Annotated in this window: 21 protein-coding genes; 14 read left to right on the forward strand and 7 right to left on the reverse strand. The window is 67.9% G+C overall.

Features of this window, described 5'->3' with window-relative positions; translation table 11 throughout:
* Nucleotides 1-48 precede the first annotated feature (48 nt).
* Nucleotides 49-1,002, reverse strand: a complete 954-nt coding sequence (locus tag ACFUN8_RS28905; protein WP_383643715.1) for a hypothetical protein — start codon at nucleotides 1,000-1,002, stop codon at nucleotides 49-51.
* A 137-nt stretch (nucleotides 1,003-1,139) separates the two neighbouring features.
* Here ACFUN8_RS28905 and ACFUN8_RS28910 point away from each other — a divergent pair, with 137 nt between their 5' ends.
* The 11 genes from ACFUN8_RS28910 (at nucleotide 1,140) to ACFUN8_RS28960 (ending at nucleotide 16,737) form a co-directional block, all read left to right on the forward strand.
* Nucleotides 1,140-3,761, forward strand: a complete 2,622-nt coding sequence (locus ACFUN8_RS28910; protein WP_383643718.1) for a valine--tRNA ligase — start codon at nucleotides 1,140-1,142, stop codon at nucleotides 3,759-3,761.
* A gap of 128 nt (nucleotides 3,762-3,889) precedes the next feature.
* A complete protein-coding gene (locus tag ACFUN8_RS28915; RefSeq protein WP_383643721.1) occupies nucleotides 3,890-5,413 on the forward strand; it encodes a bifunctional folylpolyglutamate synthase/dihydrofolate synthase in 1,524 nt (507 codons plus the stop codon).
* 4 nt (nucleotides 5,414-5,417) lie between these two features.
* On the forward strand, nucleotides 5,418-5,780 hold the full coding sequence (locus ACFUN8_RS28920) for a DUF4233 domain-containing protein (protein WP_383643724.1): 363 nt from the start codon (nucleotides 5,418-5,420) through the stop codon (nucleotides 5,778-5,780).
* 175 nt (nucleotides 5,781-5,955) lie between these two features.
* Entirely contained in the window at nucleotides 5,956-6,366 is a 411-nt protein-coding gene (ndk, locus tag ACFUN8_RS28925) for a nucleoside-diphosphate kinase (RefSeq protein WP_382570461.1), read from the forward strand.
* 285 nt (nucleotides 6,367-6,651) lie between these two features.
* Nucleotides 6,652-7,671: a rod shape-determining protein gene (locus tag ACFUN8_RS28930; RefSeq protein WP_031231655.1), complete on the forward strand. Its 1,020-nt coding sequence runs from the start codon at nucleotides 6,652-6,654 to the stop codon at nucleotides 7,669-7,671.
* A 246-nt stretch (nucleotides 7,672-7,917) separates the two neighbouring features.
* The gene (gene mreC, locus ACFUN8_RS28935) at nucleotides 7,918-8,877 is read left to right on the forward strand and encodes a rod shape-determining protein MreC (RefSeq protein WP_383643727.1); all 960 of its coding nucleotides are present in this window, start codon (nucleotides 7,918-7,920) and stop codon (nucleotides 8,875-8,877) included.
* Nucleotides 8,878-8,888: 11 nt separating this feature from the next.
* Nucleotides 8,889-9,557, forward strand: a complete 669-nt coding sequence (gene mreD / locus ACFUN8_RS28940) for a rod shape-determining protein MreD (RefSeq protein WP_383643729.1) — start codon at nucleotides 8,889-8,891, stop codon at nucleotides 9,555-9,557.
* Nucleotides 9,554-11,848 carry a penicillin-binding protein 2 gene (gene mrdA, locus ACFUN8_RS28945; RefSeq protein ID WP_383643731.1) on the forward strand — a complete coding sequence of 765 codons (2,295 nt, stop codon included), beginning with the start codon at nucleotides 9,554-9,556 and terminating at the stop codon, nucleotides 11,846-11,848. Before mreD ends, mrdA begins: the two co-directional genes overlap by 4 nt.
* Before the next feature lie 3 nt (nucleotides 11,849-11,851).
* A complete protein-coding gene (gene rodA, locus ACFUN8_RS28950) occupies nucleotides 11,852-13,051 on the forward strand; it encodes a rod shape-determining protein RodA (RefSeq protein ID WP_382570450.1) in 1,200 nt (399 codons plus the stop codon).
* A 79-nt stretch (nucleotides 13,052-13,130) separates the two neighbouring features.
* Nucleotides 13,131-14,696, forward strand: coding sequence for a CHAD domain-containing protein (locus tag ACFUN8_RS28955; RefSeq protein ID WP_383643734.1), 1,566 nt, complete (start codon nucleotides 13,131-13,133; stop codon nucleotides 14,694-14,696).
* A gap of 106 nt (nucleotides 14,697-14,802) precedes the next feature.
* Nucleotides 14,803-16,737 (forward strand): TIGR03960 family B12-binding radical SAM protein, encoded by a 1,935-nt coding sequence (locus ACFUN8_RS28960; protein WP_383643737.1) that lies wholly within the window; start codon nucleotides 14,803-14,805, stop codon nucleotides 16,735-16,737.
* Nucleotides 16,738-17,039: 302 nt separating this feature from the next.
* Here ACFUN8_RS28960 and ACFUN8_RS28965 read toward each other — a convergent pair whose 3' ends face one another.
* The 6 genes from ACFUN8_RS28965 to ACFUN8_RS28990 form a co-directional block, all read right to left on the reverse strand.
* Nucleotides 17,040-17,846, reverse strand: coding sequence for an aminoglycoside phosphotransferase (locus ACFUN8_RS28965; RefSeq protein ID WP_383643740.1), 807 nt, complete (start codon nucleotides 17,844-17,846; stop codon nucleotides 17,040-17,042).
* Between the two features lie 240 nt (nucleotides 17,847-18,086).
* Entirely contained in the window at nucleotides 18,087-19,208 is a 1,122-nt protein-coding gene (locus ACFUN8_RS28970; RefSeq protein WP_383643742.1) for a radical SAM protein, read from the reverse strand.
* Nucleotides 19,209-19,366: 158 nt separating this feature from the next.
* Nucleotides 19,367-19,540 carry a hypothetical protein gene (locus ACFUN8_RS28975; RefSeq protein ID WP_383643745.1) on the reverse strand — a complete coding sequence of 58 codons (174 nt, stop codon included), beginning with the start codon at nucleotides 19,538-19,540 and terminating at the stop codon, nucleotides 19,367-19,369.
* A 130-nt stretch (nucleotides 19,541-19,670) separates the two neighbouring features.
* The gene (locus ACFUN8_RS28980) at nucleotides 19,671-19,850 is read right to left on the reverse strand and encodes a hypothetical protein (protein ID WP_383643748.1); all 180 of its coding nucleotides are present in this window, start codon (nucleotides 19,848-19,850) and stop codon (nucleotides 19,671-19,673) included.
* Between the two features lie 229 nt (nucleotides 19,851-20,079).
* Nucleotides 20,080-20,358: a hypothetical protein gene (locus tag ACFUN8_RS28985; RefSeq protein WP_383643751.1), complete on the reverse strand. Its 279-nt coding sequence runs from the start codon at nucleotides 20,356-20,358 to the stop codon at nucleotides 20,080-20,082.
* Between the two features lie 505 nt (nucleotides 20,359-20,863).
* The gene (locus tag ACFUN8_RS28990) at nucleotides 20,864-22,075 is read right to left on the reverse strand and encodes a helix-turn-helix domain-containing protein (protein ID WP_383643754.1); all 1,212 of its coding nucleotides are present in this window, start codon (nucleotides 22,073-22,075) and stop codon (nucleotides 20,864-20,866) included.
* Nucleotides 22,076-22,174: 99 nt separating this feature from the next.
* Between ACFUN8_RS28990 and ACFUN8_RS28995 the strand changes: the two genes are divergently transcribed.
* From ACFUN8_RS28995 to ACFUN8_RS29005, 3 genes are all read left to right on the forward strand, one after another.
* A complete protein-coding gene (locus ACFUN8_RS28995) occupies nucleotides 22,175-22,846 on the forward strand; it encodes an HAD family hydrolase (RefSeq protein ID WP_383643757.1) in 672 nt (223 codons plus the stop codon).
* Nucleotides 22,847-23,465: 619 nt separating this feature from the next.
* Entirely contained in the window at nucleotides 23,466-23,672 is a 207-nt protein-coding gene (locus ACFUN8_RS29000) for a hypothetical protein (RefSeq protein ID WP_383643760.1), read from the forward strand.
* Between the two features lie 520 nt (nucleotides 23,673-24,192).
* Entirely contained in the window at nucleotides 24,193-24,906 is a 714-nt protein-coding gene (locus ACFUN8_RS29005; protein WP_383643763.1) for an AAA family ATPase, read from the forward strand.
* Nucleotides 24,907-25,090 lie beyond the last annotated feature (184 nt).

Genomic DNA, 25,090 nt, shown 5'->3' on the forward strand with positions numbered 1-25,090 from the left:
GATTAACCGTCCTGTCGCCCCTCTTCGTAAGTGTATTTTTAAAAACCTTCAGATCTTCACGCGAACGTCGTTGCGCAGCTTGGCGGTTGTGGCAGCGGCCTCTTCGAGCGAGCCGCCCTTGCCGCCCATGGCACTCGCCAGGTCGATGGGCAGGGCGAAGCCCAGAGTGCTGTGGTCGCCCCAGATGCAGACCGACATCTTGATCTCTTTGGGGCCGGCGGTGGGGTCGCCCTTCATCACCATCGCCTGGCACTTCAGGATCGCGCCGTCCAACCCCTCGGGCTCGAAGGATTCGGGGCTGCCCACGAGCGAGCCCTCGTCCTTGCTCTCCTCCTTCTCGGACTCCGCCTTCATGTAGGAGAACATGGCGTCGATGGCCTTCTCCGGGTCGTCGATCTCGCCGTAGACGCCACCGAAGCTGAGCATCTTCGCCTCGAAGGGGTTCTTCTCGGCGTCGCCCGCCTCGTAGCCCGCGCTCACGTCCTTGGGGTTCTTCACACCCCAGCTCTGGGCGTCCTTGAGGTCGTCCTCGCTCATGCCGCCGCCGGTGCTGCCCGCGCTCTCGCTCTTCTTGTACTCCCCGTCGATCACCGTCGCCGGCGTGATCAGCTTGTGCGGGCCGTCGTCGGCGACATCGCTGCTGCCTCCGCCCACCAGGAAGTACGCCCCACCACCGATCACCGCGAGTGCCACGACGACCGAGGCGACGATCAGACCCGTCTTCTTCTTCGGAGCGCCCTGCGGCGGCGGGAACCCGGGGGCTCCGCCGTACGGGGGCTGCTGAGGGGGCTGGCCGTACGGGCCCGGCTGCTGGGGCTGGCCGTAACCCTGCTGGGGGACTCCCTGCGGCGCCTGCTGCGGGTACCCGTAACCGGGCTGCCCCTGCGGCGGCTGCTGCGGGTACCCGTAGCCGGGCTGGCCCTGCGGCGGCTGCTGTCCGTACGGTCCGGGCTGGCCCTGTGGCGGCTGCCCACCGTACGGGCCCGGCTGGTTGTAGCTCATGTGCTCTGTCCCCTCCAGATGCTTATGCGTTCCCGACATCCTGACTGAAGGAGTGACGCCATGGGCCATCGGGGGGCGCACCGTTACCGAACTATCCCGTTTCAGTGCAGAGCTGTGACGGCTCTAAACTGTGCGCTGTGACCGAGAACTCTCAAGCGCAGCCCGCAGCCAACCCTGAACTGCCGACCCAGTACGCACCGGCCGAGGTGGAGGGGAAGCTGTACGAGCGCTGGGTAGAACGCGGCTACTTCGAGGCTGACGAGAAGAGCGGGAAGCCGCCGTACACCATCGTCATCCCGCCGCCGAACGTCACCGGCAGCCTGCACCTCGGGCACGCCTTCGAGCACACGATCATCGACGCCCTGACCCGCCGTAAGCGCATGCAGGGTTACGAGACGCTGTGGCAGCCCGGCATGGACCACGCCGGTATCGCCACGCAGAACGTCGTCGAGCGCGAGCTGGCGAAGGAGGGCAAGTCCCGGCAGGACCTGGGGCGTGAAGCCTTCGTCGAGCGGGTCTGGCAGTGGAAGGAACAGTCCGGCGGCCAGATCTCCGGGCAGATGCGCCGTCTCGGCGACGGTGTCGCCTGGTCCCGTGAACGGTTCACGATGGACGAGGGGCTGTCCGACGCCGTCCAGACCATCTTCAAGCGGCTCTTCGACGACGGGCTGATCTACCGCGCCGAGCGCATCATCAACTGGTGCCCGCGCTGTCTCACCGCGATCTCCGACATCGAGGTCGAGTACCAGGACGACGATGGCGAGTTGGTCTCCATCAAGTACGGGGACGGGGACGAGACGCTGGTCGTCGCCACCACCCGCGCCGAGACGATGCTGGGTGACACCGCCGTCGCCGTCCACCCGGACGACGCGCGCTACGCGCACCTGGTCGGCAGGCAGATCAAGCTGCCGCTCACCGACCGTTCGATCCCGGTCGTCGCGGACGAGCACGTCGACCCCGAGTTCGGCACGGGCGCCGTCAAGGTGACGCCCGCCCACGACCCGAACGACTTCGAGATCGGCCGTCGCCACGACCTGCCGAACATCACGGTCATGGACGAGCGGGCCGTCATCACGGTCCCCGGGCCCTTCCAGGGGCTCGACCGGTTCGAGGCCCGCTCCGCCATCGTCGCGGCGCTGCGCGCGGACGGCCGGATCGTCGCCGAGAAGCGGCCGTACGTCCACTCCGTGGGCCACTGCTCGCGCTGCAAGACGACCGTCGAGCCCCGCCTGTCGCTCCAGTGGTGGGTCAAGGTCGCCACGCTCGCCAAGGCGGCCGGCGACGCCGTCCGGGACGGCCGCGTCACGATCCACCCCAAGGAGATGGAGTCCCGCTACTTCGCGTGGATCGACAACCTCAACGACTGGAACATCTCACGGCAGTTGTGGTGGGGCCACCGGATCCCGGTCTGGCACGGTCCGAACGGCGAGACCGTCGCCGTCGGCCCGAACGACGAGCCGCCGACGGGTGAGGGCTGGCACCAGGACACGGACGTGCTGGACACCTGGTTCTCGTCCGGCCTGTGGCCGTTCTCCACGCTCGGCTGGCCCGAACAGACCCCGAGCCTGGAGAAGTTCTATCCGAACTCGGTCCTGGTCACCGGCTACGACATCCTCTTCTTCTGGGTCGCCCGGATGATGCTGTTCGGCCTGTACGCGATGGACGGCACGCCGCCGTTCCACACCATCGCCCTGCACGGCATGGTCCGCGACGAACACGGCAAGAAGATGTCGAAGACCTTCGGCAATGTCGTCAACCCGCTGGACTGGATGGACAAGTACGGCGCGGACGCGGTCCGCTTCACGCTCGCGCGGGGCGCCAACCCCGGTGTGGACGTGCCGATCGGCGAGGACTGGGTCCAAGGCTCCCGTAACTTCGCCAACAAGGTCTGGAACGCCACCCGTTTCGCGATGATGAACGGCGCGACGGTCGAAGGACCGCTGCCTGACGTCCCGGAGATGTCCGCCGCGGACCGCTGGATCCTCTCCCGGCTCAACGAGACCGTCGCCCAGGTCGACGCGCTCTACGAGGACTACCAGTTCGCCAAACTCAGCGACGCCCTCTTCCACTTCGCGTGGGACGAGGTCTTCGACTGGTACGTCGAGCTGTCCAAGACGACGTTCTTCGCGGGCGGCGAGCAGGCCAAGGTCTCCGGGCGCGTCCTCGGCGAGGTCCTGGACGTCACCCTGCGGCTGCTGCACCCGATCGTGCCCTTCGTCACCGAGACGCTGTGGACCACGCTGACCGGCAAGGAGTCGGTGGTCGTCGCCGACTGGCCGGCCGACTCCGGCTTCCGCGACGAGGCCGCCGAGCGCGAGATCGAGCACGTTCAGCAGGTCGTCACCGAGGTCCGCCGCTTCCGGGCCGACCAGGGTCTCCAGCCGGGCCAGAAGGTCCCCGGCCGGCTCGACCTGTCCGCGACGCCGCTCGCCGCGCACGAGGCGGCCATCCGTCAACTGCTGCGTCTCCAGGAGGAGGGCGACGCCTTCCAGGCGACCGCGACCCTCCCGGTCGCGGGGGCCACGGTCGCGCTCGACCTGTCCGGCACGATCGACGTCGTGGCGGAGCGCAAGCGGCTGACGAAGGACCGGGACGCGGCCGAGAAGGAGAAGCAGCAGGCCACGGCGAAGCTCGGCAACGAGGCGTTCCTCGCCAAGGCCCCGGACAACGTGGTCGACAAGATCCGCGGCCGGCTGACCAAGGCGGAGGCGGACATCGAGCGCCTCACCGCGCAGCTCGCGGCCCTCCCGGAAAGCTGACCGGAGAACTCCTCGGAGAGCCGACCGGAGAGCCGACCGGAGAGCCGACCGGAAGGCCGACGGCCGACGGACAGGGCCCTACGGGGCGGGGCGGCGAACACGCCGTACCCGCTCCGTAGACTGGTCCTGTGAGCGAGCACCAGCCCGACCAGCCAGACCAGCCCGGCGAGTACGACGACGGATTCGACGACATCGTCCACGCCGAGACCACCCGCGACCCCGACCTCGCCGTGATCGAGACCGGCAGCCGCACGCTGCGCGCCCAGGCGGGCCCCCCGCAGGGCGACGGCGTCCCGGCCCGGCCCACCGACCCGGAGGTCGACAAGGCGCTGCGCGCCGTCGAGCAGGAGCTGGCCGGCCGCTGGGGCGAGACCAAGCTGGAGCCCTCGGTCGCGCGCATCGAGGCGCTGATGGACGTGCTCGGCGACCCCCAGCGGGCGTACCCGTCGATCCACATCACCGGCACCAACGGCAAGACGTCCACGGCCCGCATGATCGAGGCCCTGCTCGGCGCCTTCGACCTGCGCACCGGCCGCTACACCAGCCCGCACGTCTCGTCGGTCACCGAGCGGATCAGCCTCGACGGCGAACCGATCTCCCCGGACCGGTTCATCGAGACGTACGAGGACATCAAGCCGTACGTCGACATGGTGGACGGCGCGCAGGAGTACCGGCTCTCGTTCTTCGAGGTGCTCACCGGCATGGCGTACGCGGCCTTCGCGGACGCCCCGGTCGACGCCGCGGTGGTCGAGGTCGGCATGGGCGGCAGCTGGGACGCGACGAACGTCATCGACGCGACCGTCGCCGTCGTCACCCCGATCGACCTGGACCACACCGACCGGCTCGGCAACACACCGGGCGAGATCGCCGTGGAGAAGGCCGGGATCATCAAGCAGGGCGCGACGGTCGTCCTGGCGCAGCAGCCGGTGGACGCGTCGCAGGTGATGCTGAAGAAGGCCGTCGACGTGGACGCGACGGTGGCGCGCGAGGGCATGGAGTTCGGCATCGTGGCCCGCGAGGTCGCGGTCGGCGGCCAGATGCTGACGCTGCGCGGTCTCGGCGGCGAGTACGAGCAGATCTTCCTCCCGCTGCACGGCGCCCACCAGGCGCACAACGCGGTGGTGGCGCTGGCGGCGGTCGAGGCGTTCTTCGGGGTCGGCGCGGAGCACGCCCGCCCGATGGACCTGGACACGGTGCGCGCGGCGTTCGCCTCCGTGGTCTCGCCGGGCCGGCTGGAGGTCGTACGGCGCTCCCCGACGGTGGTCCTGGACGCGGCGCACAATCCGGCGGGCGCGCGGGCCGCGGCGGCGGCGATCGGTGAGTCGTTCGGCTTCAGCAGACTGATCGGAGTGGTCGGCGCGAGCGCCGGCAAGGACGTGCGGGGGCTCCTCGAAGCCCTGGAGCCGGTCCTCGCGGAGATCGTCGTCACGGAGAACTCCAGCGACCGGTCGATGAGCGCGGACGAGCTGGCGGCGGTGGCCGTGGACCTGTTCGGCAACGACCGGGTGCAGGTCGAGCCGCGGCTCGACGACGCGCTGGAGGCGGCGATCACGCTCGCCGAGGAGGACGACGAGTACGCGGGCGCCGGGGTGCTGGTGACCGGTTCGGTGATCACGGTCGGCGAGGCCCGGCTGCTTCTGGGAAAGGGCTGATGGCATGCGTACGCTCTGCGCGTCGACGCTGATCGGTGAGTTCTTCGTGATCGGCTTCGCCGGGCTCGTCGCCATGAAGTCCGACGACATGTCGATGGCGACGGTGTGGACGGTCTGCGGTGTCGCGATGCTGCTGTCGCTGCTGCTGTGCGGAATGATCACCAGGCCGGGCGGGGTCCAGCTCGGCTGGGCGTTCCAGATCGCCCTGGTCGCGGGCGGGTTCGTGGTGCCGGTGATGTTCTTCCTGGGGGTGCTCTTCGGTGTGCTGTGGTGGGCCTCGGTCCACTACGGACGCAAGATCGACGCGGCGAAGGCGCGCTGGGCCGAGCAGTCCGCCGCCCGGCCGTCGGCGGAGCCGCAGACCTAGGAGGACGTCCCCCCGATCGGGCCGGATCGACCGGACACACCCCGGGCCCCGTTTGCGGACCGGTCCCACGAGTGCCCGTGCCAGGACCGGGTACGGCGCGCCCCGCGCGCCCCTGTAGCCTCACACCACCTTCACCCGTTTGCCCGCAGTGAATGCCCGCAAGGAGCCGCACACCATGACCCAGCGCACTCTCGTCCTCCTCAAGCCGGACGCCGTCCGCCGCTCGTTGGTGGGAGAGATCATCGGCCGTATCGAGCGCAAGGCCGGCTGGAGCATCACCGCACTGGAGCTGCGCACGCTCGACGGGAGCACGCTGGAGCAGCACTACGGCGAGCACAAGGGCCGGCCGTTCTACGAGCCGCTGATCGAGTTCATGGCGTCGGGCCCGGTCGTCGCGCTGGTCGTCGAGGGCGAGCGCGTCATCGAGGGCGTACGCGCCCTGGCGGGTCCCACTGACCCGATCGCCGCAGCGCCGGGGTCCATTCGGGGGGACTTCGGAACGATCGTCCGGGAGAACCTCATCCACGCCTCGGACTCCGAGGAGTCCGCCATTCGGGAACTGAAACTTTTCTTTCCCGAACACTGAAAGACACCCCTTACCCTGGTCTTTCCTGACCACACGTCAGCCATACAGCGCTGAGCGCGCCTGCGGCGACCGACGGAATTCGGCCACCCCCGGCATATGCGGAGCCAGATCGGGAACGCATGGCTGCGACACATCGTCACCTTTATTAGAGGTGGATCTACCGCGCCGCGTCAGCGGAGGCGGCACTACGATGGAAGCCTCCACGCCACAGCATCCACCTCGCCATCCTGAAAAGCCGTCAATGCTCGATTTGGGAAGGCCAGACGCATCCTCATGGGGAACAAGATGTCGTTCATCGGCCGTGACATGGCTGTCGACCTCGGGACCGCCAACACGCTGGTGTACGTCAGGGGTCGAGGGATCGTGCTCAACGAGCCGTCCGTCGTCGCCATCAACACCAACACGGGCGGCATCCTCGCGGTCGGCGCCGAAGCGAAGAAGATGATCGGCCGGACACCGGGCAACATCGTTGCCGTCCGGCCACTGAAGGACGGCGTGATCGCCGACTTCGAGATCACCGAACGCATGTTGCGCTACTTCATTCTCAAGATCCACAAGCGCCGCTATCTGGCCCGCCCGCGGGTCGTCGTCTGTGTGCCCTCCGGCATCACGGGAGTCGAGCGACGCGCCGTCATCGAGGCGTCCACCCAGGCGGGCGCCCGTCAGGTGCACATCATCGAGGAGCCCATGGCCGCCGCCATCGGCTCGGGACTCCCCGTCCACGAGGCGACCGGCAACATGGTCGTGGACATCGGCGGCGGCACCACCGAGGTCGCGGTGATCTCGCTCGGCGGAATCGTCACCGCCCAGTCGATCCGGGTGGCCGGTGACGAGCTGGACAACGCGATCATCCAGCACATCAAGAAGGAGTACTCGCTCCTCCTCGGTGAGCGCACCGCCGAACAGATCAAGATCACCATCGGTTCGGCCTACGACCTCGACAAGGACGAACACACCGAGATCCGTGGCCGCGACCTGGTGTCGGGGCTGCCGAAGACCGTCGTCATCTCGGCCGCCGAGGTCCGCAAGGCCATCGAGGAGCCGGTCAACGCCATCGTGGACGCGGTGAAGACCACGCTCGACAAGTGTCCGCCGGAGCTGTCCGGCGACGTGATGGACCGCGGCATCGTCCTCACCGGTGGCGGCGCCCTGCTGCGCGGCCTCGACGAGCGGCTGCGCCGTGAGACCGGCATGCCCATCCACATCGCCGAGGACCCGCTGGATTCGGTGGCTCTCGGCTCCGGCAAGTGCGTCGAGGAGTTCGAGGCCCTTCAGCAGGTGCTGGACGCCTCGCCGCGCAGATGACGGATCAGCGGCCGGCCACCGGCCACTGAACCGCGCAGATCATGAAAAGGGCGAATATCCCCCGGGCCTCAACAGGCCCGGGGGACACCCCATATGGAACGCTGACGTCTCCGCCGGTGGATCGTTGATATACAGACAAGACCAATCCGATGTGCCAATTGAGACGAATCCCATCCGGGTGATTTCCGCGATTCGCACGAAAATTTCCGACGAGGCATTCCAACGAGGAAGGCACGGCCGCCGCACGTGAGGGACACACGAGAGAGCCGGCTGCTCCTGGTGCTGCTGATCGCCATCGCGTTCGCACTGATCACGGTGGATATCCGCGGGGGAGAGGCGTCACCCGTCGACGGTGCCCGACAGGCCGCGGCCACGGTCTTCGGACCGGTGCAGAACGGGGTCTCGAAAGCCGTCGACCCGGTCGGCAACGCCATCGGGGCCGTACGCGACTCCGGCGAACGGCACGACCGCGTCACCGTCCTGGAGCGGGAGAACGCGGCGCTCAAGCAGCGGCTCGGCAGCGACGACCGCAACCGCAGCCGCGTACAGGAGCTGGACAAGCTCCTCGCCACCGCCGGCGCCGGCCAGTACGGCATCAAGGCCGCCGAGGTCATCGCCATAGGAGCGGCCCAGGGCTTCTCCTGGACCGTGACCATCGACGCGGGCGCCGCCGACGGCCTCAAGCGCGACATGACCGTACTGAACGGCGACGGACTCGTCGGCCGTATCACCACCGTGGGACCGAGCACCGCGACCGTACTGCTCGCCAACGACCCGGACTTCACGGTCGGCACCCGGATGGAGAAGTCCAACGAACTGGGCTTCGCCACCGGCCAGGGCGACCAGCCGCTCAACGTCCAACTCCTCAACGGCAAGGCCAAGGTGAAGAACGGCGACCGGCTGGTCACCTTCGGCTCCAGCAAGGACCGGCCGTTCGTCCCCGGAGTGCCGGTCGGTCAGGTCGTGCGCGTCGACCCCTCCGGTGGGGACCTCACGCGCGACATCTACGTCCGCCCGTACGTCGGTTTCACCAAGCTCGACATCGTCGGCGTCGTCGTCCAGGCACCCCGCGAGAACCCGCGCGACATGGTCCTGCCGAAGAAGCCCGCCAAGCCCAAGCCCACACCGACCGTCACCGTCACGGCCACCCCGTCGCCCAACGGCCCGGACGCCCAGGGTGACGGCCAGGCCAACGAGCAGGAGTAGAGCTGATCCCCATGCGCTTCAACCGGACGCTGCTCTCCGTCACCCTGGTCGTCGTCGCGCTGGTCGTCCAGGTGTCCGTACTCGCCCGGCTCCAACTCCCCGGAGCCGTACCCGATCTGCTGCTCCTCGTCGTCGTCGCGCTCGCCCTGGTCTACGGACACGTCAGCGGCGCGTTCATCGGCTTCGGCGCCGGACTCCTCGCCGACCTCGCCCCGCCCGCCGACCACGCCGCCGGACGCTACGCGCTCGTCCTCTGTGTGATCGGCTATCTCGCCGGACTCGCCAAGCCCGACAACGGCCAACTGCGCACCGCACTGGGCCCGATGGTCGTCGTCGTCGGCGCGGCCGTCACCACGACACTGCTGTACGCGGGCGTCGGCGCCCTCGTCGGCGACACCGCCGCCCGCCATGTCGGCCTCAGCAACCTGGTGATCACCTCCGCCATCTACGACCTGCTGCTGGCCCCGTTCACCGTCCCGCTGATCATGGCCCTGGCCAGACGCGCGGAGAACGACCCGCTCGGCGACAGCAAATCGAGCGGGGCCACCGACGTGGCCTCCGGATGGCTCGCGGCGGGGACCGGACTGAAGATCGGGAACCAGCGCGGCGGACTGCGGCTGAAGACGGCCCGCTCCCGCGCGGCACGGGCCGGACGGATCAAGGGGGTCAAACGACTGTGAGCAACATTCCGGAGACCGGACGGACACCGAGGGTCCAGATCCGGCTCGTCGTCATCCAGATCCTCGTCTTCTCGCTGCTGCTGACACTCGGCGGACGCCTCTGGTACCTCCAGGTCCGCAACGGAGCCGAGTACACCGACGAGGCCAAGAACAACCACGTACAGCAGGTCGTCCAGCCGGCCGTCCGCGGCTCGATCCTCGACTCGCAGGGTGTGCCGCTCGCCGACAACGAGACCCGCCTCGTCGTCTCCGCCAGCCGCACCGAGCTGATGAAGATGAAGGACAGCGGGAAAGCCGTCCTCACCCGCCTCGCCGACGTCCTCGACATGACACCCAAGGACGTCCAGGACAAGGTCAGGCTCTGCGACAACAAGACGCCGCAGCCCTGCTGGAACGGCTCGCCCTACCAGCCGATCCCCGTCACCGACGAGGCCACCACCCAGCAGGCGCTCCAGATCCGCGAACGCGCCGAGGACTTCCCCGGCATCACCGCCGAGCCCACCGCCGTCCGCCGCTACGCCGCGCCCGCCAAGGCCAACACCGCCCAGGTGCTGGGCTATCTCTCGCCGGTCACCGACGAGGAGATCACCAAGGCGCAGGACACCGACTCGCCGTTCCTCCGCTCCGACCAGGTCGGCCGCTCCGGTCTGGAGCGCACGTACGACAAGTACCTGCGCGGCGACGCGGGCGTCACCCGCTACGAGGTCGACAACCTGGGCCGTGTCATCGGCCAGGCCAAGAGCGACAAGGCCGAGCCGGGCTCCAACATCATCACCTCCATCGACGCGCGTGTGCAGGCCGTCGCCGAGTTCGAGCTGAACGAGGCGATGAAGGCGGCGCGCAAGGAGAACGACCGCAACACCAACCAGAACTACAAGGCCGACGCGGGCGCCGTGGTGGTCCTGGAGTCCAAGACCGGCCGCGTCGTCTCGATGGCCTCCCAGCCGACGTACGACCCCAACGCCTGGGTCGGCGGGATCTCCGCGAAGGACTACGCCAAGCTCACCAGCAAGAAGTCCAACTTCCCGCTGCTGAACCGGGGGATCCAGTCGCAGGCAGCGCCCGGCTCGATCTTCAAGGTCATCTCGTCGACGGCGGCGGTCAAGGCCGGATACGACTTCAACGGCAGCTACCCGTGCCCCAGTTCGTACTCCATCGGCAACCAGGTCTTCAAGAACTTCGAGTCCCAGGGCTACGGCAGCATCGACCTCGGCCGCGCCCTTGAGGTCTCCTGCGACACCGTCTTCTACGGGCTCGCGCACAAGGAATGGCAGAAGGACGGCGGCAACAAGCCCAAGAAGGGCGCCAACGACTGGTTCTACAAGACCGCCAAGCAGTTCGGCCTCGCCAAGGAGACCGGTATCGACCTCCCCAACGAGGTCGCCGGCCGGATCCCGGACCGCCAGTGGAAGCAGGACTTCTGGGAGGCCAACAAGGCCGGCTGGTGCAAGCAGGGCAAGAAGGGCGGCACCTACGTCGAGCAACTGGCGTACGAGGGCTGCCTCGAAGGCAACCGGATGCGCGCCGGTGACGCGGTCAACTACTCGATCGGGCAGGGCGACACACTCGTCACGCCGATACAGATGGCGACGATCTACGCGGCCATCGCCAACGGCGGCACGATGTACGACCCGAGCGTCGGCAAGGCGATCGTCAGCCCCGACGGCAAGAGCGTCGAGGAGATCAAGCCGAAGTCGCACGGCAAGCTGCCGATCGACCGCAAGCTGCGCGACCAGCTGGACAAGGCCCTCGCGGGAGTGGCGACCACCGGTTCGGCCGCCTGGCGGTTCGGCGGCTGGCCGCAGGACAAGATCCCGATGCACGCCAAGACGGGTACGGCCGAGGTCTACGGCAAGCAGACGACCTCCTGGTTCGCCTCGTACACCGAGGACTACACGATCGTCATGACGATCTCCCAGGGTGGTACGGGCTCCGGAGCCTCGGGCCCCGCGGTGCGCAAGATCTACGAGGCGATGTACGGCCTCGACGCGAAGGGCGGGCAGAACCTCAAAAAGGCCCTGCTGCCCAAGCCGCGTACGGCGCTGCCGAAGGTCCAGCCCGACGGCTCGATCGACGCGCCGGAGATCAAGCCGTACGTACCGGACAAGAAGCCCCTCGACGGCAACGAGATCGCGCCCGCCGGTGACAACACCGGGCCGGTGGACGACGCGAGCCCGGCGCCCGACGACGGACAGACGGCCGACGATCCGGGGCAGGCACCGAACGAGGATCCGGGCCAGGCGCCGAACGACAACGAACAGCTCGCGGGCCCACCCGCGCGGAGGGACTGAACGATGGCCGGCACGAGCGGCTTCTCCGTCTCCGGATACGGCCCCGAGCGCGGGTTGTGGGCCACCCTCGCGGCCCGTGACTCCCTGGCGCGCAGGCTGGACTGGCCGCTGCTGTTCTCCGCGCTCGCCCTCTCGGCGGTCGGGTCGCTGCTCGTCTGGTCGGCGACCCGCAACCGTACGGATCTCAACCAGGGCGACCCGTACCACTTCCTCTTCCGCCACATACTGAACACGAGCATCGGGCTGGCCCTGATGATCGGCACGATCTGGCTCGGCCACCGCACCCTGCGCGGCGCGGTGCCGGTGCTCTACGGCATCTCCGTCGTGCTCGTGCTGCTGGTCCTCACCCCGCTCGGCGCCACCATCAACGGCGCGCACGCCTGGATCGTCCTCGGCGGCGGATTCACCCTCCAGCCCTCGGAGTTCGTGAAGATCACGATCATCCTCGGCATGGCGATGATGCTCGCGGCCAGGGTCGACGCGGGGGACCAGGTCCATCCGGACCACCGCACGGTCGCCAAGTCCCTGGGCCTGGCGGTCGTCCCGATCGTGATCGTCATGATGATGCCGGACCTCGGCTCGGTGATGGTCATGGCGGTGATCGTGCTCGGCGTCCTCCTCTCCTCCGGGGCGTCCAACCGGTGGATCTTCGGGCTCGTCGGCGCCGGTGTCGTGGGCGCCGTCGCGGTCGCGGCGCTCGGGGTGCTCGACGAGTACCAGATCAACCGCTTCGCCGCCTTCGCCAACCCGGAGCTGGACCCGGCGGGCGTCGGCTACAACACCAACCAGGCGCGGATCGCGATCGGTTCGGGCGGACTCACCGGCACCGGGCTCTTCAAGGGCTCCCAGACCACCGGCCAGTTCGTCCCCGAGCAGCAGACCGACTTCGTCTTCACCGTCGCGGGCGAGGAGCTGGGCTTCCTCGGCGCCGGGCTGATCCTGCTGCTGCTCGGTGTGGTGCTCTGGCGCGCCTGCCGGATCGCCCGGGAGACGACCGAGCTGTACGGGACGATCGTGGCGGCCGGGATCATCGCCTGGTTCGCCTTCCAGTCCTTCGAGAACGTCGGGATGACGCTCGGGATCATGCCGGTGGCGGGTCTGCCCCTGCCGTTCGTGAGTTACGGAGGCACCTCGATGTTCGCGGTCTGGATCGCGGTCGGGCTGCTCCAGTCGATCAGGGTGCAGCGGCCGATGTCGGCTTGATCTGCCCGTCTGACTTGATATGCCCGTTTGACGTCGCGGGGGCTGCCACTCGGCGGTCCCTGCGGCTACGTTTGTGAAGATGGCTGACACAAAGCGCGAGATCGAACGCAAGTACGAACTCCCGAAGCGGCCGGTGGCCGGCGGCAGCGGCTCGGAGCCACACGGGCGTTCCGCCCTGCCGGACCTCACCAAGGTCCGTGTCGTCTCGGCCGTCACCCACGAGGGTGTCACCGAGCTGGACGCCGTGTACCACGACACACCTGACCTGCGGCTGACCGCCGACTCCCTCACACTCCGCCGCCGCACCGGCGGCGGGGACGAGGGCTGGCACCTGAAGTTCCCCGTCGGCGACGGCGTGCGCGACGAGATCCGGGCCCCGCTCTCCGACACCCTCCCCGACGAACTGGCCGCGCTGGTGCGCTCGCGGGTCCGCGGCGCGGAACTGACCCCCGTCGTCCGGCTGCGGACCTCCCGTGACCTCAGCCTGCTGGTCGACGGGGCCGGCCGGACGCTCGCCGAGGTCGCCGTGGACTCCGTCCGCGCCGAACGCCTGCCCGCCGGGACCGGCACCGCCGACTGGACCGAGATCGAGGTCGAGCTGGCCGACGACGGCGACCCGGCGCTGCTCGACGCCGTGGAGAAGGTGCTCCGCAAGGCGGGAGTACGCCCCGCGTCCGCCACGTCCAAGCTCGCCAGGGCCCTCGCCGACACGGCGCCCGCCGGCAAAAAGCGGGCCAGGGCGGCATCGAAGCGCGGGCCGGTCACCGCCGGGGACCATGTGCTGGCCTATCTGCGCGAGCAGGCCGACGCGATCGTCTCGTACGACTCCGCCGTCCGCCGCGACCTGCCCGACTCGGTGCACCAACTGCGGGTCGCCACCCGCCGGATGCGGTCCGCGTTCCGTACGTACAAGAAGGTGCTCGACCGCGAGGTCACCCGGCCCATCGGCGCGGAGCTGAAGTGGCTCGCCGGGGAGCTGGGCGTAGACCGCGACCAGGAGGTCCTCGCCGAGCGGCTCACCGCGAGCGTCGAGGCGCACGACACGACCCTGCTGCTCGGCCCCGTGCACGCCCGGCTCCAGATCTGGGACGCCGCGGGCCGCACCGACGCGCGGGCCAGGACCCTCGCCGTACTCGACAGCGCCCGCTATCTGCGTCTGCTGGACTCGGTGGAGGCGCTGCTCGCCGATCCGCCCCTGCTGGCCGGCGCCGACCACAAACCGGCCAAGGTGCTGCCCCGGGCGATCCTCAAGGACTACGCGCGCCTCGCGGGCCGTGTCGAGCACGCGCTGGGACTCGCTCCGGGGGAGGAGCGCGATCTGGCGCTGCACGACGCCCGCAAGGCCGCCAAACGGGCCCGTTACGCCGCCGACGCGGCCGGGCCCGCCCTCGGGAAGCCCGCGAAGCGCTTCTCGAAGCGGATGAAGGCCGTGCAGAGCGTGCTCGGCGACCACCAGGACAGCGTGGTGGCCCGCGACGCCCTGCGCGACCTCGCGATCCAGGCCCACGCCGCCGGTGAGTCCGCCTTCACCTGGGGACTGCTGTACGGCGAGGAGGAGGCGCGGGCCGCGGACCGGGAGCGCGAACTGCCCCGCGTCTGGCGGAAGTCGGCGAAGCCCGGGCTGCGGAGGGCGCTGGCGGGCTGAGGGAGGATTCCCGCGCGGTGAGGGGCGGTCGGCGGTCGGGGTAGCCTGGTTGGTCACCCCACCCTCGTCACCCCGTCACCCCCGTCAGCCCACGAAAGTCGCCGTGATGTCTGCTGTTGAATCGGTCTTCCCACAGCTCGAAGCTCTGCTCCCGCATGTGCAGAAGCCGATCCAATACGTCGGTGGTGAACTCAACTCCACCGTCAAGGACTGGGACGAGTGCGACGTCCGCTGGGCGCTGATGTACCCCGACGCCTACGAGGTCGGGCTGCCCAACCAGGGCGTGATGATCCTCTACGAGGTCCTCAACGAGCGTGAGGGCGTGCTCGCGGAGCGCACGTACAGCGTCTGGCCCGACCTCGAAGCGCTGATGCGCGAGCACAGGGTCCCGCAGTTCACGGTGGACGCGCACCGCCCCGTCTCGGCCTTCGACGTCTTCGGGCTCTCCTTCTCCACCGAGCTGGGCTACACCAACATGCTTACGGCGCTCGACCTGGCCGGGATCCCGCTCAACGCGGCGGACCGCACCGTCGACCACCCGATCGTGCTCGCGGGCGGCCACGCGGCGTTCAACCCCGAGCCGATCGCCGAGTTCATCGACTGCGCCGTGATCGGCGACGGCGAGCAGGCCGTCCTGACGATCACCGAGATCGTCCGGGCCTGGAAGGCCGAGGGTCGGACCGGTGGCCGCGAGGAACTGCTGCTGCGGCTCGCCAAGACCGGCGGGGTGTACGTCCCCGGCTTCTACGACGTGGAGTACCTGCCGGACGGCCGTATCGCCCGCACCGTCCCCAACCGGTCCGGCGTCCCGTGGCGGGTCTCCAAGCACACCGTCATGGACCTGGACGAGTGGCCGTACCCGAAGCAGCCCCTCGTCCCGCTCGCCGAGACCGTGCACGAGCGCATGTCCGTCGAGATCTTCCGCGGCTGCACGCGCGGCTGCCGCTTCTGCCAGGCCGGCATGATCACGCGACCCGTGCGGGAGCGCAGCATCACCGGCATCGGCGAGATGGTCGAGAAGGGGCTCAAGGCGACCGGCTTCGAGGAGGTCGGCCTGCTGTCGCTGTCCTCCGCCGACCACAGCGAGATCGCGGATGTCGCCAAGGGCCTCGCCGACCGGTACGCGGAGGAGAAGATCGGCCTCTCCCTCCCGTCCACCCGCGTCGACGCCTTCAACGTCGACCTCGCCAACGAACTGACGCGCAACGGCCGCCGCTCCGGCCTCACCTTCGCCCCCGAGGGCGGCTCCGAGCGGCTGCGCAAGGTCATCAACAAGATGGTCTCGGAGGAGGACCTGATCCGTACGGTCTCCACCGCGTACGGCAACGGCTGGCGCCAGGTGAAGCTCTACTTCATGTGCGGGCTGCCGACGGAGACCGACGAGGACGTCCTGCAGATCGGCGACATGGCGGTCAAGGTCATCGCCGAGGGCCGCCAGGTCTCCGGCCAGAACGACATCCGCTGCACCGTCTCCATCGGCGGCTTCGTACCCAAGCCGCACACCCCCTTCCAGTGGGCGCCGCAGCTCAGCGTCGAGGAGACCGACGCCCGGCTGCTGAAGCTCCGCGACAAGATCCGCGCGGACAAGAAGTACGGCCGCTCGATCGGCTTCCGCTACCACGACGGCAAGCCCGGCATCGTCGAGGGCCTGCTCTCGCGCGGCGACCGCCGGGTGGGCGCGGTGATCCGCGCGGTCTACGAGGACGGCGGCCGGTTCGACGGCTGGCGCGAGCACTTCAGCTACGACCGCTGGATGACCGCCGCCGCGAAGACCCTCCCGCAGGCCGGCCTGGACGTCGACTGGTACACCACCCGCGAGCGCACGTACGAGGAGGTCCTGCCCTGGGACCACCTGGACTCCGGTCTCGACAAGGACTGGCTCTGGGAGGACTGGCAGGACGCCCTCGACGAGACCGAGGTCGAGGACTGCCGCTGGACGCCGTGCTTCGACTGCGGGGTGTGCCCGCAGCTCGACCTCGACATCCAGATCGGCCCGACGGGCAAGAAGCTGCTGCCGCTGACGGTGAAGAACGGCTCTTGATCTGTGGAACAGGCGTGGGGTGGATGAAGCGGTAGGGGCGGATCGCTGGGGCGCTCTCGGCGACTACTGCGGCTGAGGCTCTGAAGATCCTGGCTTCGCTCGGAGTGCTGCGGGTCGGGCCCAGGTCTCGGAGGGCGGCGGGGAAGACCCCGCTACCCGCGGTTCGAACCGTCCTGAGTGAGGCCGGCTTCACCAGTGAGGTTGAGTGGGTGGCCAAGCAATTCACCCTGCGCGCCGCCCATATGACTGGCGAGTCCCGTCCATGCGCCACGGGCATAGCGCGGACGGGGCCCGTTCGGCGGTCAGGCGGCTTTCCGGTGCTCCGCCCAGCGTTGGGACGCGCTGAGGATTCCAGCCGTCCAGGGGTCCGGGTCTGTTCCCGCGATTTCTTCCCATACGTTCGCGGTCGCCAGCGCGAAGGCGGTGACCGCTTCGGGCGCTGCCCTTTGCCATGACGGAACTCTTGCCGCCCACTTCTCCGCCGACCGGGGGTCGTGCTTGCCGGCTGCCATGAGCCACACGACCCAATAGGCGGGGTCCAGCCATGCCGCGCCACGTGTGGCCCAAGCCCAGTCAACGAGATAGGCATTGCCGTCCACCATGACATTCTCGTTGTTCAGGTCAGTGTGAACCAAGGAGTTGCCCGCGAAGTGGTCTACGTCAGTCGGTTTGGCCGCGTACGACTCCAGGCGCTGTTCCGCGTGCCGCAACTCGACATCGGGGCAGGCAACTTCCCCCAGCCGGTGCAGCAGGTTCACAACCTTCGGGAGATCCGCCGAACCTGGTGAGTAGTCCGCGTGGTGGCCGTCCAAGGATTCGAACCCCAAGAGCACCCATCCGCATTCTTCGATGCGCCAGAGAAGAACGGGGGCGATTCCGCGTAGGTAAGGGTTTACCTCCGCTTCGCGGTGCTGCGTCCATACGCGCTTGTGATCGGCTCGCAGTCCCTTGACGAAACATGCACCGGTAGCGCTGTATACCCGTGCCGCAATTTCGCTGTTTAAGCCCTGACTTACGGTCTCGCTCTTGATGATCGCCCCCGTGCAGTGCTCGACGCCGGCCAGCACGGCGGAAGGGAGATCATCGAATGAAATTCGCGTTGTTGCCACAGTTCCCAGACTCTCACACGACGTTCCACGCGGGCTTCACGGCGTACGAACACCGTGAGGCCCGCGCGGGGGTGCGTTCCGGCGCCTAGTTGTACGGGTTGTCGTTCCCGCAACCCGGTGTGGACTCTTCGGTCAGAGACTCCACGTCATCCACGAAGACGAGTCCGGCGGGTTGGGGAGTGGTCGGCCGCATGGCCGTTGTCAGTGTGGGGCGGGGCGTGATCTCTACGGTGACAGCAGTCATGCCGTCTCATCTCCATTGTCGTGTTGGCAGTAGGTGTTGAGTGGTGCCTTCGCTTCTTGGTACGCCTTGGCGAGTGGCCGGCATACCCGGCATGTGGCCGAGAGCTGGCAGCCGCTACAGCCACCGGAGCGAAGCATTTGGGCGTCTGCGATGGCAGGCAGACGCAGCAGGCCGTCGAGTCCCTCGGTCATGAGGCCAATGGGGTTTTCACGGCCGACTTTGCACATGGTGGCGAACCCGTGGGGGTCTACGTGAAAGAAGGTGTGTCCGGCCGGACAGCCTTTGAAGACAGAGGATTTGTCCAGGAAGCCCGGGGCCTGAGCGGCGAGCGGTTGAGGGTTGCCGTCGTAGGTTGGGGAGATGTTCGCGTACTCCGTGTACGTCGTTGCGTACTCGTCCGCGATTTCCCGCATGGCCTGTACTTCATGCGCGTTGTGCTTTGTGACGATCAACGCGAGTTCGAGTGGCACATTTGCTTCTTTGGCCGCCTTGAGCCCTTTCGTGAGCAGCTTGAACGCGCCCGGCTTACGTGTGAGAGAATCGAAACTCTCGGGGCTCGCCCCGTACAGTGAGACCGTCACCTTGTGTGGCGGCATCGCAGAAAGCAGTTCGATGATTTCCGGCCGGTGCAGCCTCGATCCGTTCGTCAGAATCTCGACGAGCATTCCGAGGATGAACGCCTGACGGTAGGAATGCGGGAAGTCCCGATCTATGGTGGGTTCACCTCCCGTGAACTGGAGCCACAAGACTCCCGCATCGCGGAGCATTGAAAGCAGCCGGTCTTTCTCGTCGCGGGGCAGACCCTCGAAGGCCCGTTCCGCAAGGTAGCAATGTTCGCAGTTGAAATTGCAACCCTTGTTGATCTCCCAGGTCGCCCGGCTGTAATTCAGCGGGGTAACCGGACGTACCAGCACGTTGCCCCTGGCTGGTTGCCCGGAGAGTTCAAGTCCCCATGCTTCGCGGCCAGCATTGACCAGCCACCCCGGCACGTCGCGTCCGTTGGCAACCGCGCTGGATAGCTCATGGTGCATCGCTCGCGGAATCTGCATTCCCTTACGAGTACCGGGGCGCGCAATGATGAATTTGTCGCCCTGCGGACTGGCAATCACCTGGTGCATGCGGGTCCTCCGAGGTTGGTTCCCGCCCGATTACGGGTTGTCCGTACACGCGCGTGAGCGTGGATCGGGGCTGGCGGGGGCGTGTGTCCGTGGGACGCACCATCGGTGTCTGCGTCACCTTGGGGTGCTTCGCCATCTGGTTTCTCCTTGTCGTGGCCCTATGCGACGAGCAGCGCGCCCACCAGGTCGAGCGGTTCGGCGCTGTCGCCGTTACCCCGGTCGCCGTCGGTGGTGGGCTTGTCGGTCGGCTCGGCGGACGGAGCCGGGGCTATGGGGTACGCCGCCGAGCCGGGCGGGCGTGGTCGGGGTGCCAAAGCAACTCGGCGCTGCATTCCTCGACCGTCGGCGCGCCGCCCCGACGGCGGGCGTCCTCGCGCTGATTGGCCAACGCCTCGCACACGTCGCACCCTTGGACGGCCACGGGCTCAAGGCCCGGCACACTGGGACCGCCTGTCGCCGTCCTCACGTCAGCCGCCTCAGACAGACCTCGACGTGGGTCAGCAACTTCCGGTCGACCTTGGCGTACACGCGGGGGACGGACTCGGGTACGAGCCGCCAGAAGCCGCCGTTGTGGATCGTCTCTTCGAGTTCCACCAGCCCTCTGTCCTTGGGCGGGTGCACTGCCGCTGTGGGTTCGGCCATGGGTGTGCCTTTCGACAGCCAGGTCATTGAGTGAGGTCGTTCACGGCCGCGAGGAGGAGCAGCGCGCCGACGAGTGCGAGGAAGCCGAAGCAACTCGGTATCGAGAGCGTGTAGAGACACCCCCTGCCTTCGCCCTGGGGCGGCACGGCAGATGACGGGGCGGCCGGCGGACTCACGAGCTTCGGCGGTGGCGCTGAACGTGCGGGGAGTGGTGGGTTCATGCCGTGACTCAGGTGGTGGTTCGGGGCGAGGCATCCGTCTGGTTGGCGTGGGGGTTGCCGGGCGCCGGTGTCACACGCAGGAATGACGTCGTGATCCCCCGGTAGCCGCGGTGACTTGTGTTGCTGCCGGTGTGCCTGAGCACCCATTCCTCAGGGTTCGTCCGCCCGTCCGACGCTTCCGACGACTCGCCGCACGTTGTGCACTCGATCTCGTGCACAGGCCCGGACGCGCCCGGCTCGGTGTCGATGCCGAGCGTCCAGTCAGCGAGCTTGATCACCGTGCTCACCGGGGCGCCTCCTTGGTGGGTGGAGGCGCAACGAACAGTGCGGGGAGGACGTGGCACAGCGCCGCGCGTAGTGCACGCGCGCACGTGATGCTGATAGCCCCTCGTGGTGGTGGGACCAGCCAGTAGGCGCCGGGCGGCCTACAACGCCCTTGGGGCGGCAACTCCAGATCCGTCGTCACGCTCAGAGGACCGTCGGCAGACATCGCCGGCCACTTGGCAGCGGCGCCCGGTTTGATGAAGAAGTAGACGCCTGGCACCGCAGGGTCCACGGCCACCGTGCCGGGAGGGTTGATCCGGGCCAGGGCCTGAAGGCCGTAGTACCTGCCGACCCGCAGCACCTCCCAACCCGGGAGCGTTGACGCGCTGCCGCGGCGCGGGAGAACACTCGGTGGTTCCGTCATCCATGAGGCTCATCTCGTAGACCACTGCTGTGAGCAGGAAGCTACGGCGAGTACGCGACGACGACCCGAACTCTCAGTTCGGGTGAACTTTCAGTTCCGGTCGGCTAAGCGATTCCCAAGCGCTCAGCGAGATCGGACGCCTGGTGCCGGAAGGTAGGACGTACACGTTGGACGAGGCCCGTCACCATGCTGGTCGCGACGGCACTTCGTGCCATGTCCTCGGCACTCAGTTTCTCCAGGTCCAGGAGGTGGACCAGGACAGCAGCGTCGTCCCGCCGCTGGTCGTAGCAGCGGGCAAGCTCAAGCGTGAACGTGAACTGCCGCTCCCTGCTGGGGAGCTGAGAGATGTCCACCTCGTCAGCAAGGCGTAGACCCTCCGCGCACTGGCCGGCGAGCATCTCGATGCTCAGGGCGTGAAGGCCGATGTTCGTGGGACCGAAGACGGTCCACATGACGTTGGACTCGCCAGCCTTCTTGCCGAGCGGGGCCGCCTTCTTCGACAGGCGCCGGCGAGCGTCCCACCACTTCTTTCGCTGGGCTTCCGCGACGACACAGACCAGTTCGAGCGCCCCTTGCACGGCGGCCTTCTCTGCACTCTCCGGGACCGAGCGCAGTTGCTCGATCGCGATGTCGGCGACCTCGTGCGCTTCCTGCGCACCACCGTCCTGGGACAACAGGCAGTGGCCCAGGTTCCAGTGCGCCGCAGCGATCCGGATCGGATCGTCCGCGTCCTCCGCCGCGCGACGGGCCCGGTCGGCAACCATGAGAGACAGGTCGAGCCGGCCGGACCGACGGCAGTACGACCTCATGAGTCCGTAGAAGTCGGCCGCCGTACGGAGCACGTCGCGCCGAGCGGACGCGTCACTCGCCGAGCGGTGAGCCCGGACGGAATGCTCAACATCCGCGATGAGTACGGGCAGCACTTCCTCAATCTCGGTGAATCGCTCCGAACTCTTCTGCCACGTGCGCCAAGCCTCCTCCACGCGCTCGCGCAGCGCCGCAGGGCCTACAGCCGGTCCTGGGCTGGTCGCGCCGTACCCCAGCAAGGCGCGTGCCACGTCAGGGGAGGTTGTCAGCGAGGCCGTCGCTCTGGTCGGCGACTCGTCAGAAAGAAGGGCCGAGACCGGCACCTGTAGCTCGGCGGCAATCCGCGTCAACAACCCGGGTGACGGGGTGCGTTTCTCGTTCTCGATCATCGAGAAGTACCGCTCTGTGACACCACACAGCCCTGCGACGGCGGCCATCGACCGGTTGCCGTGCTTGCGCCGGTAGTGCCGGATACGCGCCCCGACGATCAGCGTTGGTGTTTCCGCCATCAGCCCTCCCGATTACGACAGAGTAGGACGGACCGCTCCGCCATGGGGACCTTCCGCAACATGGTGGATATTGTGATCAATTCTGGGGAGGGGCGACACATGCCTCTGGTCCTGTGGGACATCGACCACACACTCATCGAGACACGTGGCGTAGGACGCGACCTGTCCGCCGCTGCATTCGCGGAGGTGACCGGTCAGCCCATGCGAGAGCAGGCCACGATCGACGGGATCACCGAAGCCGTGATCTTCCGGGAGACCGCGAAACTGCACGGCCTCACAACCGACCGCACTGACTTCGAACGATTCGCGCGGGCTCTCGCACAGCAACACGTAACGCACGCAGCGGAGTTGAGAGAACGCGGTGCGGCGCTCGCGGGAGCTGCTGCGGCCCTGGATGCTCTCTCCCTCGCGAGCGTCCGGCAGACCGTGGTGACCGGCAACGTCCGTGCTGTTGCGGAAATCAAGCTGGGCGTCTTCGGCCTGGACACCCACATTGAATGGGACGCCGGCGCGTACGGAGAGGACGCGGATCTTCGGCCCGCTCTCGTTGATATCGCCCTTACCCGTTCGTCCACTGCTGCGGGGAATGCGGTGCTGATCGGGGACACGCCAGCGGATGTTGAAGGCGGGCTGGAGAACGGTGTGCACGTCATCGCCGTGGCGACAGGCCACAGTTCGGCAGCCGAGCTGCGTAAGGCAGGCGCTCACCATGTCCTGGACGACCTCACCGACGTCAACCGCCTACTCGATCTCATCACTGACCGGGCGTAAATCGCCCAGTCCACCGCGATGCTGACATCGCGATCTACCGACGCCCGAGATCCTGCTGCTGAGTTCGGCGACGGCGTCCGCGTGCTCGCGCTTTTGGACGGCGAGATCGCGGCCCCGGGGAAAGGGCGACCGCAGCAGACAGATTGGTGTGCGCGGCGGAGCACAATCGCTTGACGTTGCTACCGCAAAGATTGCGAACTCTTGATTCGTCGGGACGACCACGCCACCCCAGCCATAGACCTCTGTCCGTCCCGGCAGTTGCCCGATGCCCCCGCACCCCTCGCCCCATCCGGGGCTCTTGCAGCGCGGGGGTCTTTTACCTGTCCGACGGAGGTCGCCGCGGATGCCGCTGAGGGTGACGGGTGGCTGTGGTGGTGCTGGGCGATGGCCCGGTGGGCTGGCTCGGCGGCTTGGCCTCTCGGTGTGGCGTCGTGGTTGGTCGGGTTGCTTCCTGGGTTCTGTCGCGCAGCCCGCGTGAGCGGGCCGCCTTGTTGGGGCTGCCACAGGACTCGACCAGAAGTATCCCGGTGCCGCCAGCCGGGACTTCAACCACCGAAGCAGGTGGCTTGGTCGAGTCTGTTGAGGTTCACCGGCCGCCCCTATGGAAGGTTTGGCCGGAGTGAGTAACTTGAACAAGAAGGCGATCGCGATCGCCTTCTCGCTGATCCTGGGGATCATCTGTGGCTGCGTTGTGGCTGCGATTAAGGCGTCGGCACTGGAAGGTGTCTCGGTTGGAGCTGCTGCCGCCGGGGTTTTCTTCTTTGCTGACCTTGGCGTAATCACGCTCTTCCTCGGCGGCGGCGGCGCGTCCTCAGCCGGGTCGTAGCGTGGGGGCTCCTCTCGGGCGTTGTCTCGCTGCTGCCTGGTCCGGTTTTGCGGCTGTGTCCATCTGCCCGCAGCTCGACCTCGACATCCAGATCGGCCCGACGGGCAAGAAGCTGCTGCCGCTGATGGTCAAGAACGGCTCTTGACGTGTGAGAACGGTGCGGTTGACCTGTAACCGTCTTGTACGGGCGGGTTGGCCGGGTTTCCCTGGCCGCGCGCAGGAGGTCCTGGAGCACGCTTTGGGCTGCAGAATCCTGCATTCGGCTCTGTCGTTTCTGGCGAGCGAGACCCTCGCCAGACCGGTCAGTGGCCGGTCTGCCGTCGCGGCGCCAGTTGGCTGGGTTGCTTCGTAAGCTCGTCGGGTCGCTGGTTCGGGCTGCGCGCGCAGGCCGCCTTGATGAGGTTGAGGAGCCTTGAACGGCTCTTGTGCCGCCGCCACTTGGGCGTGGTCATGTGGACGGGTGCTGCGCGCGCCTCGTGACGGCGCGGCACAGGTGGCGGGAGCGGACGACACTGGTTGCGTGATTATCGAACGCGCGTATGTCCATCTCTCCTCGTACGACGAGGAAGCCTGGCCATGGTCGGTGCCCTGCGTCCGGCAACTGCTCGACGAAGGGCTGCGGTTCACCGCACCGGTGACTTTTCTGGTCGGTGAGAACGGCTCCGGGAAGTCGACCCTGGTCGAGGCGCTGGCGGAGGGATTCGGCCTGGACTCCTACGGTGGCTCCCACGACTGGCGCTACGCTTCCCCGCGCGGCAAGTCGGCCCTCGGCGAGCGCGTGAGATTCGACGCCGCCTCGGGGCGCGGGCGTCGTATGGCCACCAGTTGGTCGGCCCGCAAGGGCTTCTTCCTACGTGCCGAGACCGCGCGGGACGCCCTGGGCAGGGAGGGGTTCTCGCCGGACCATGTCAGTCATGGTGAGGGCTTTCTCGGGGCGTTCCGCGGGAAGTTCCTGCACGCCGGGCTCTATGTTCTCGACGAGCCGGAGGCGGCGCTCTCCTTCTCTTCGTGCCTTGAGCTGATCGGGCACATCGACCGGCTGGCCAAGGAGGGCGGCCAGGTCATCTGTGCCACGCACTCCCCGTTGCTGACCGCACTGCCGGGCGCGGACATCATCGAGGTCGGTGAGCACGGGATGCGAAGGGTCGTCTGGGGAGAGCTCGGCGTCGTGGATCACTGGCGCCGCTATCTCGCCGACCCACACACCTATCTGCGGCACATCCTCGAACCGTAGGCGGGTCCCCCTCAGCCTTCGGGCATGGGGCGACGCGGAAGACCCGGCTCTCGACGTGTGTCAGCAGCCGTGCTGACTTGCCAACTGAGCCGCGCCGTCACAGCGCACGTCCGCATCCCGATTGGCCCTGTCTCTTATACACATCTCCGAGCCGGCACCAGGCCCCGTCCGCACGGGCCCCAGG

The organism is Streptomyces sp. NPDC057307, from assembly GCF_042667665.1.
Lineage (GTDB): Bacteria > Actinomycetota > Actinomycetes > Streptomycetales > Streptomycetaceae > Streptomyces.

What these genes read in the sequence shown, in the direction of transcription:
- ACFUN8_RS28905 (WP_383643715.1), bottom strand. Translation starts at nt 1,002, where the DNA reads ATGAGCTACAACCAGCCGGGCCCGTACGGTGGGCAGCCGCCACAGGGC.
- ACFUN8_RS28920 (WP_383643724.1), top strand. Translation starts at nt 5,418, where the DNA reads ATGCGTACGCTCTGCGCGTCGACGCTGATCGGTGAGTTCTTCGTGATC.
- ndk (WP_382570461.1), top strand. Translation starts at nt 5,956, where the DNA reads ATGACCCAGCGCACTCTCGTCCTCCTCAAGCCGGACGCCGTCCGCCGC.
- ACFUN8_RS28930 (WP_031231655.1), top strand. Translation starts at nt 6,652, where the DNA reads ATGTCGTTCATCGGCCGTGACATGGCTGTCGACCTCGGGACCGCCAAC.
- mreD (WP_383643729.1), top strand. Translation starts at nt 8,889, where the DNA reads ATGCGCTTCAACCGGACGCTGCTCTCCGTCACCCTGGTCGTCGTCGCG.
- rodA (WP_382570450.1), top strand. Translation starts at nt 11,852, where the DNA reads ATGGCCGGCACGAGCGGCTTCTCCGTCTCCGGATACGGCCCCGAGCGC.
- ACFUN8_RS28955 (WP_383643734.1), top strand. Translation starts at nt 13,131, where the DNA reads ATGGCTGACACAAAGCGCGAGATCGAACGCAAGTACGAACTCCCGAAG.
- ACFUN8_RS28960 (WP_383643737.1), top strand. Translation starts at nt 14,803, where the DNA reads ATGTCTGCTGTTGAATCGGTCTTCCCACAGCTCGAAGCTCTGCTCCCG.
- ACFUN8_RS28970 (WP_383643742.1), bottom strand. Translation starts at nt 19,208, where the DNA reads ATGCACCAGGTGATTGCCAGTCCGCAGGGCGACAAATTCATCATTGCG.
- ACFUN8_RS28975 (WP_383643745.1), bottom strand. Translation starts at nt 19,540, where the DNA reads ATGCAGCGCCGAGTTGCTTTGGCACCCCGACCACGCCCGCCCGGCTCG.
- ACFUN8_RS28980 (WP_383643748.1), bottom strand. Translation starts at nt 19,850, where the DNA reads ATGGCCGAACCCACAGCGGCAGTGCACCCGCCCAAGGACAGAGGGCTG.
- ACFUN8_RS28990 (WP_383643754.1), bottom strand. Translation starts at nt 22,075, where the DNA reads ATGGCGGAAACACCAACGCTGATCGTCGGGGCGCGTATCCGGCACTAC.
- ACFUN8_RS28995 (WP_383643757.1), top strand. Translation starts at nt 22,175, where the DNA reads ATGCCTCTGGTCCTGTGGGACATCGACCACACACTCATCGAGACACGT.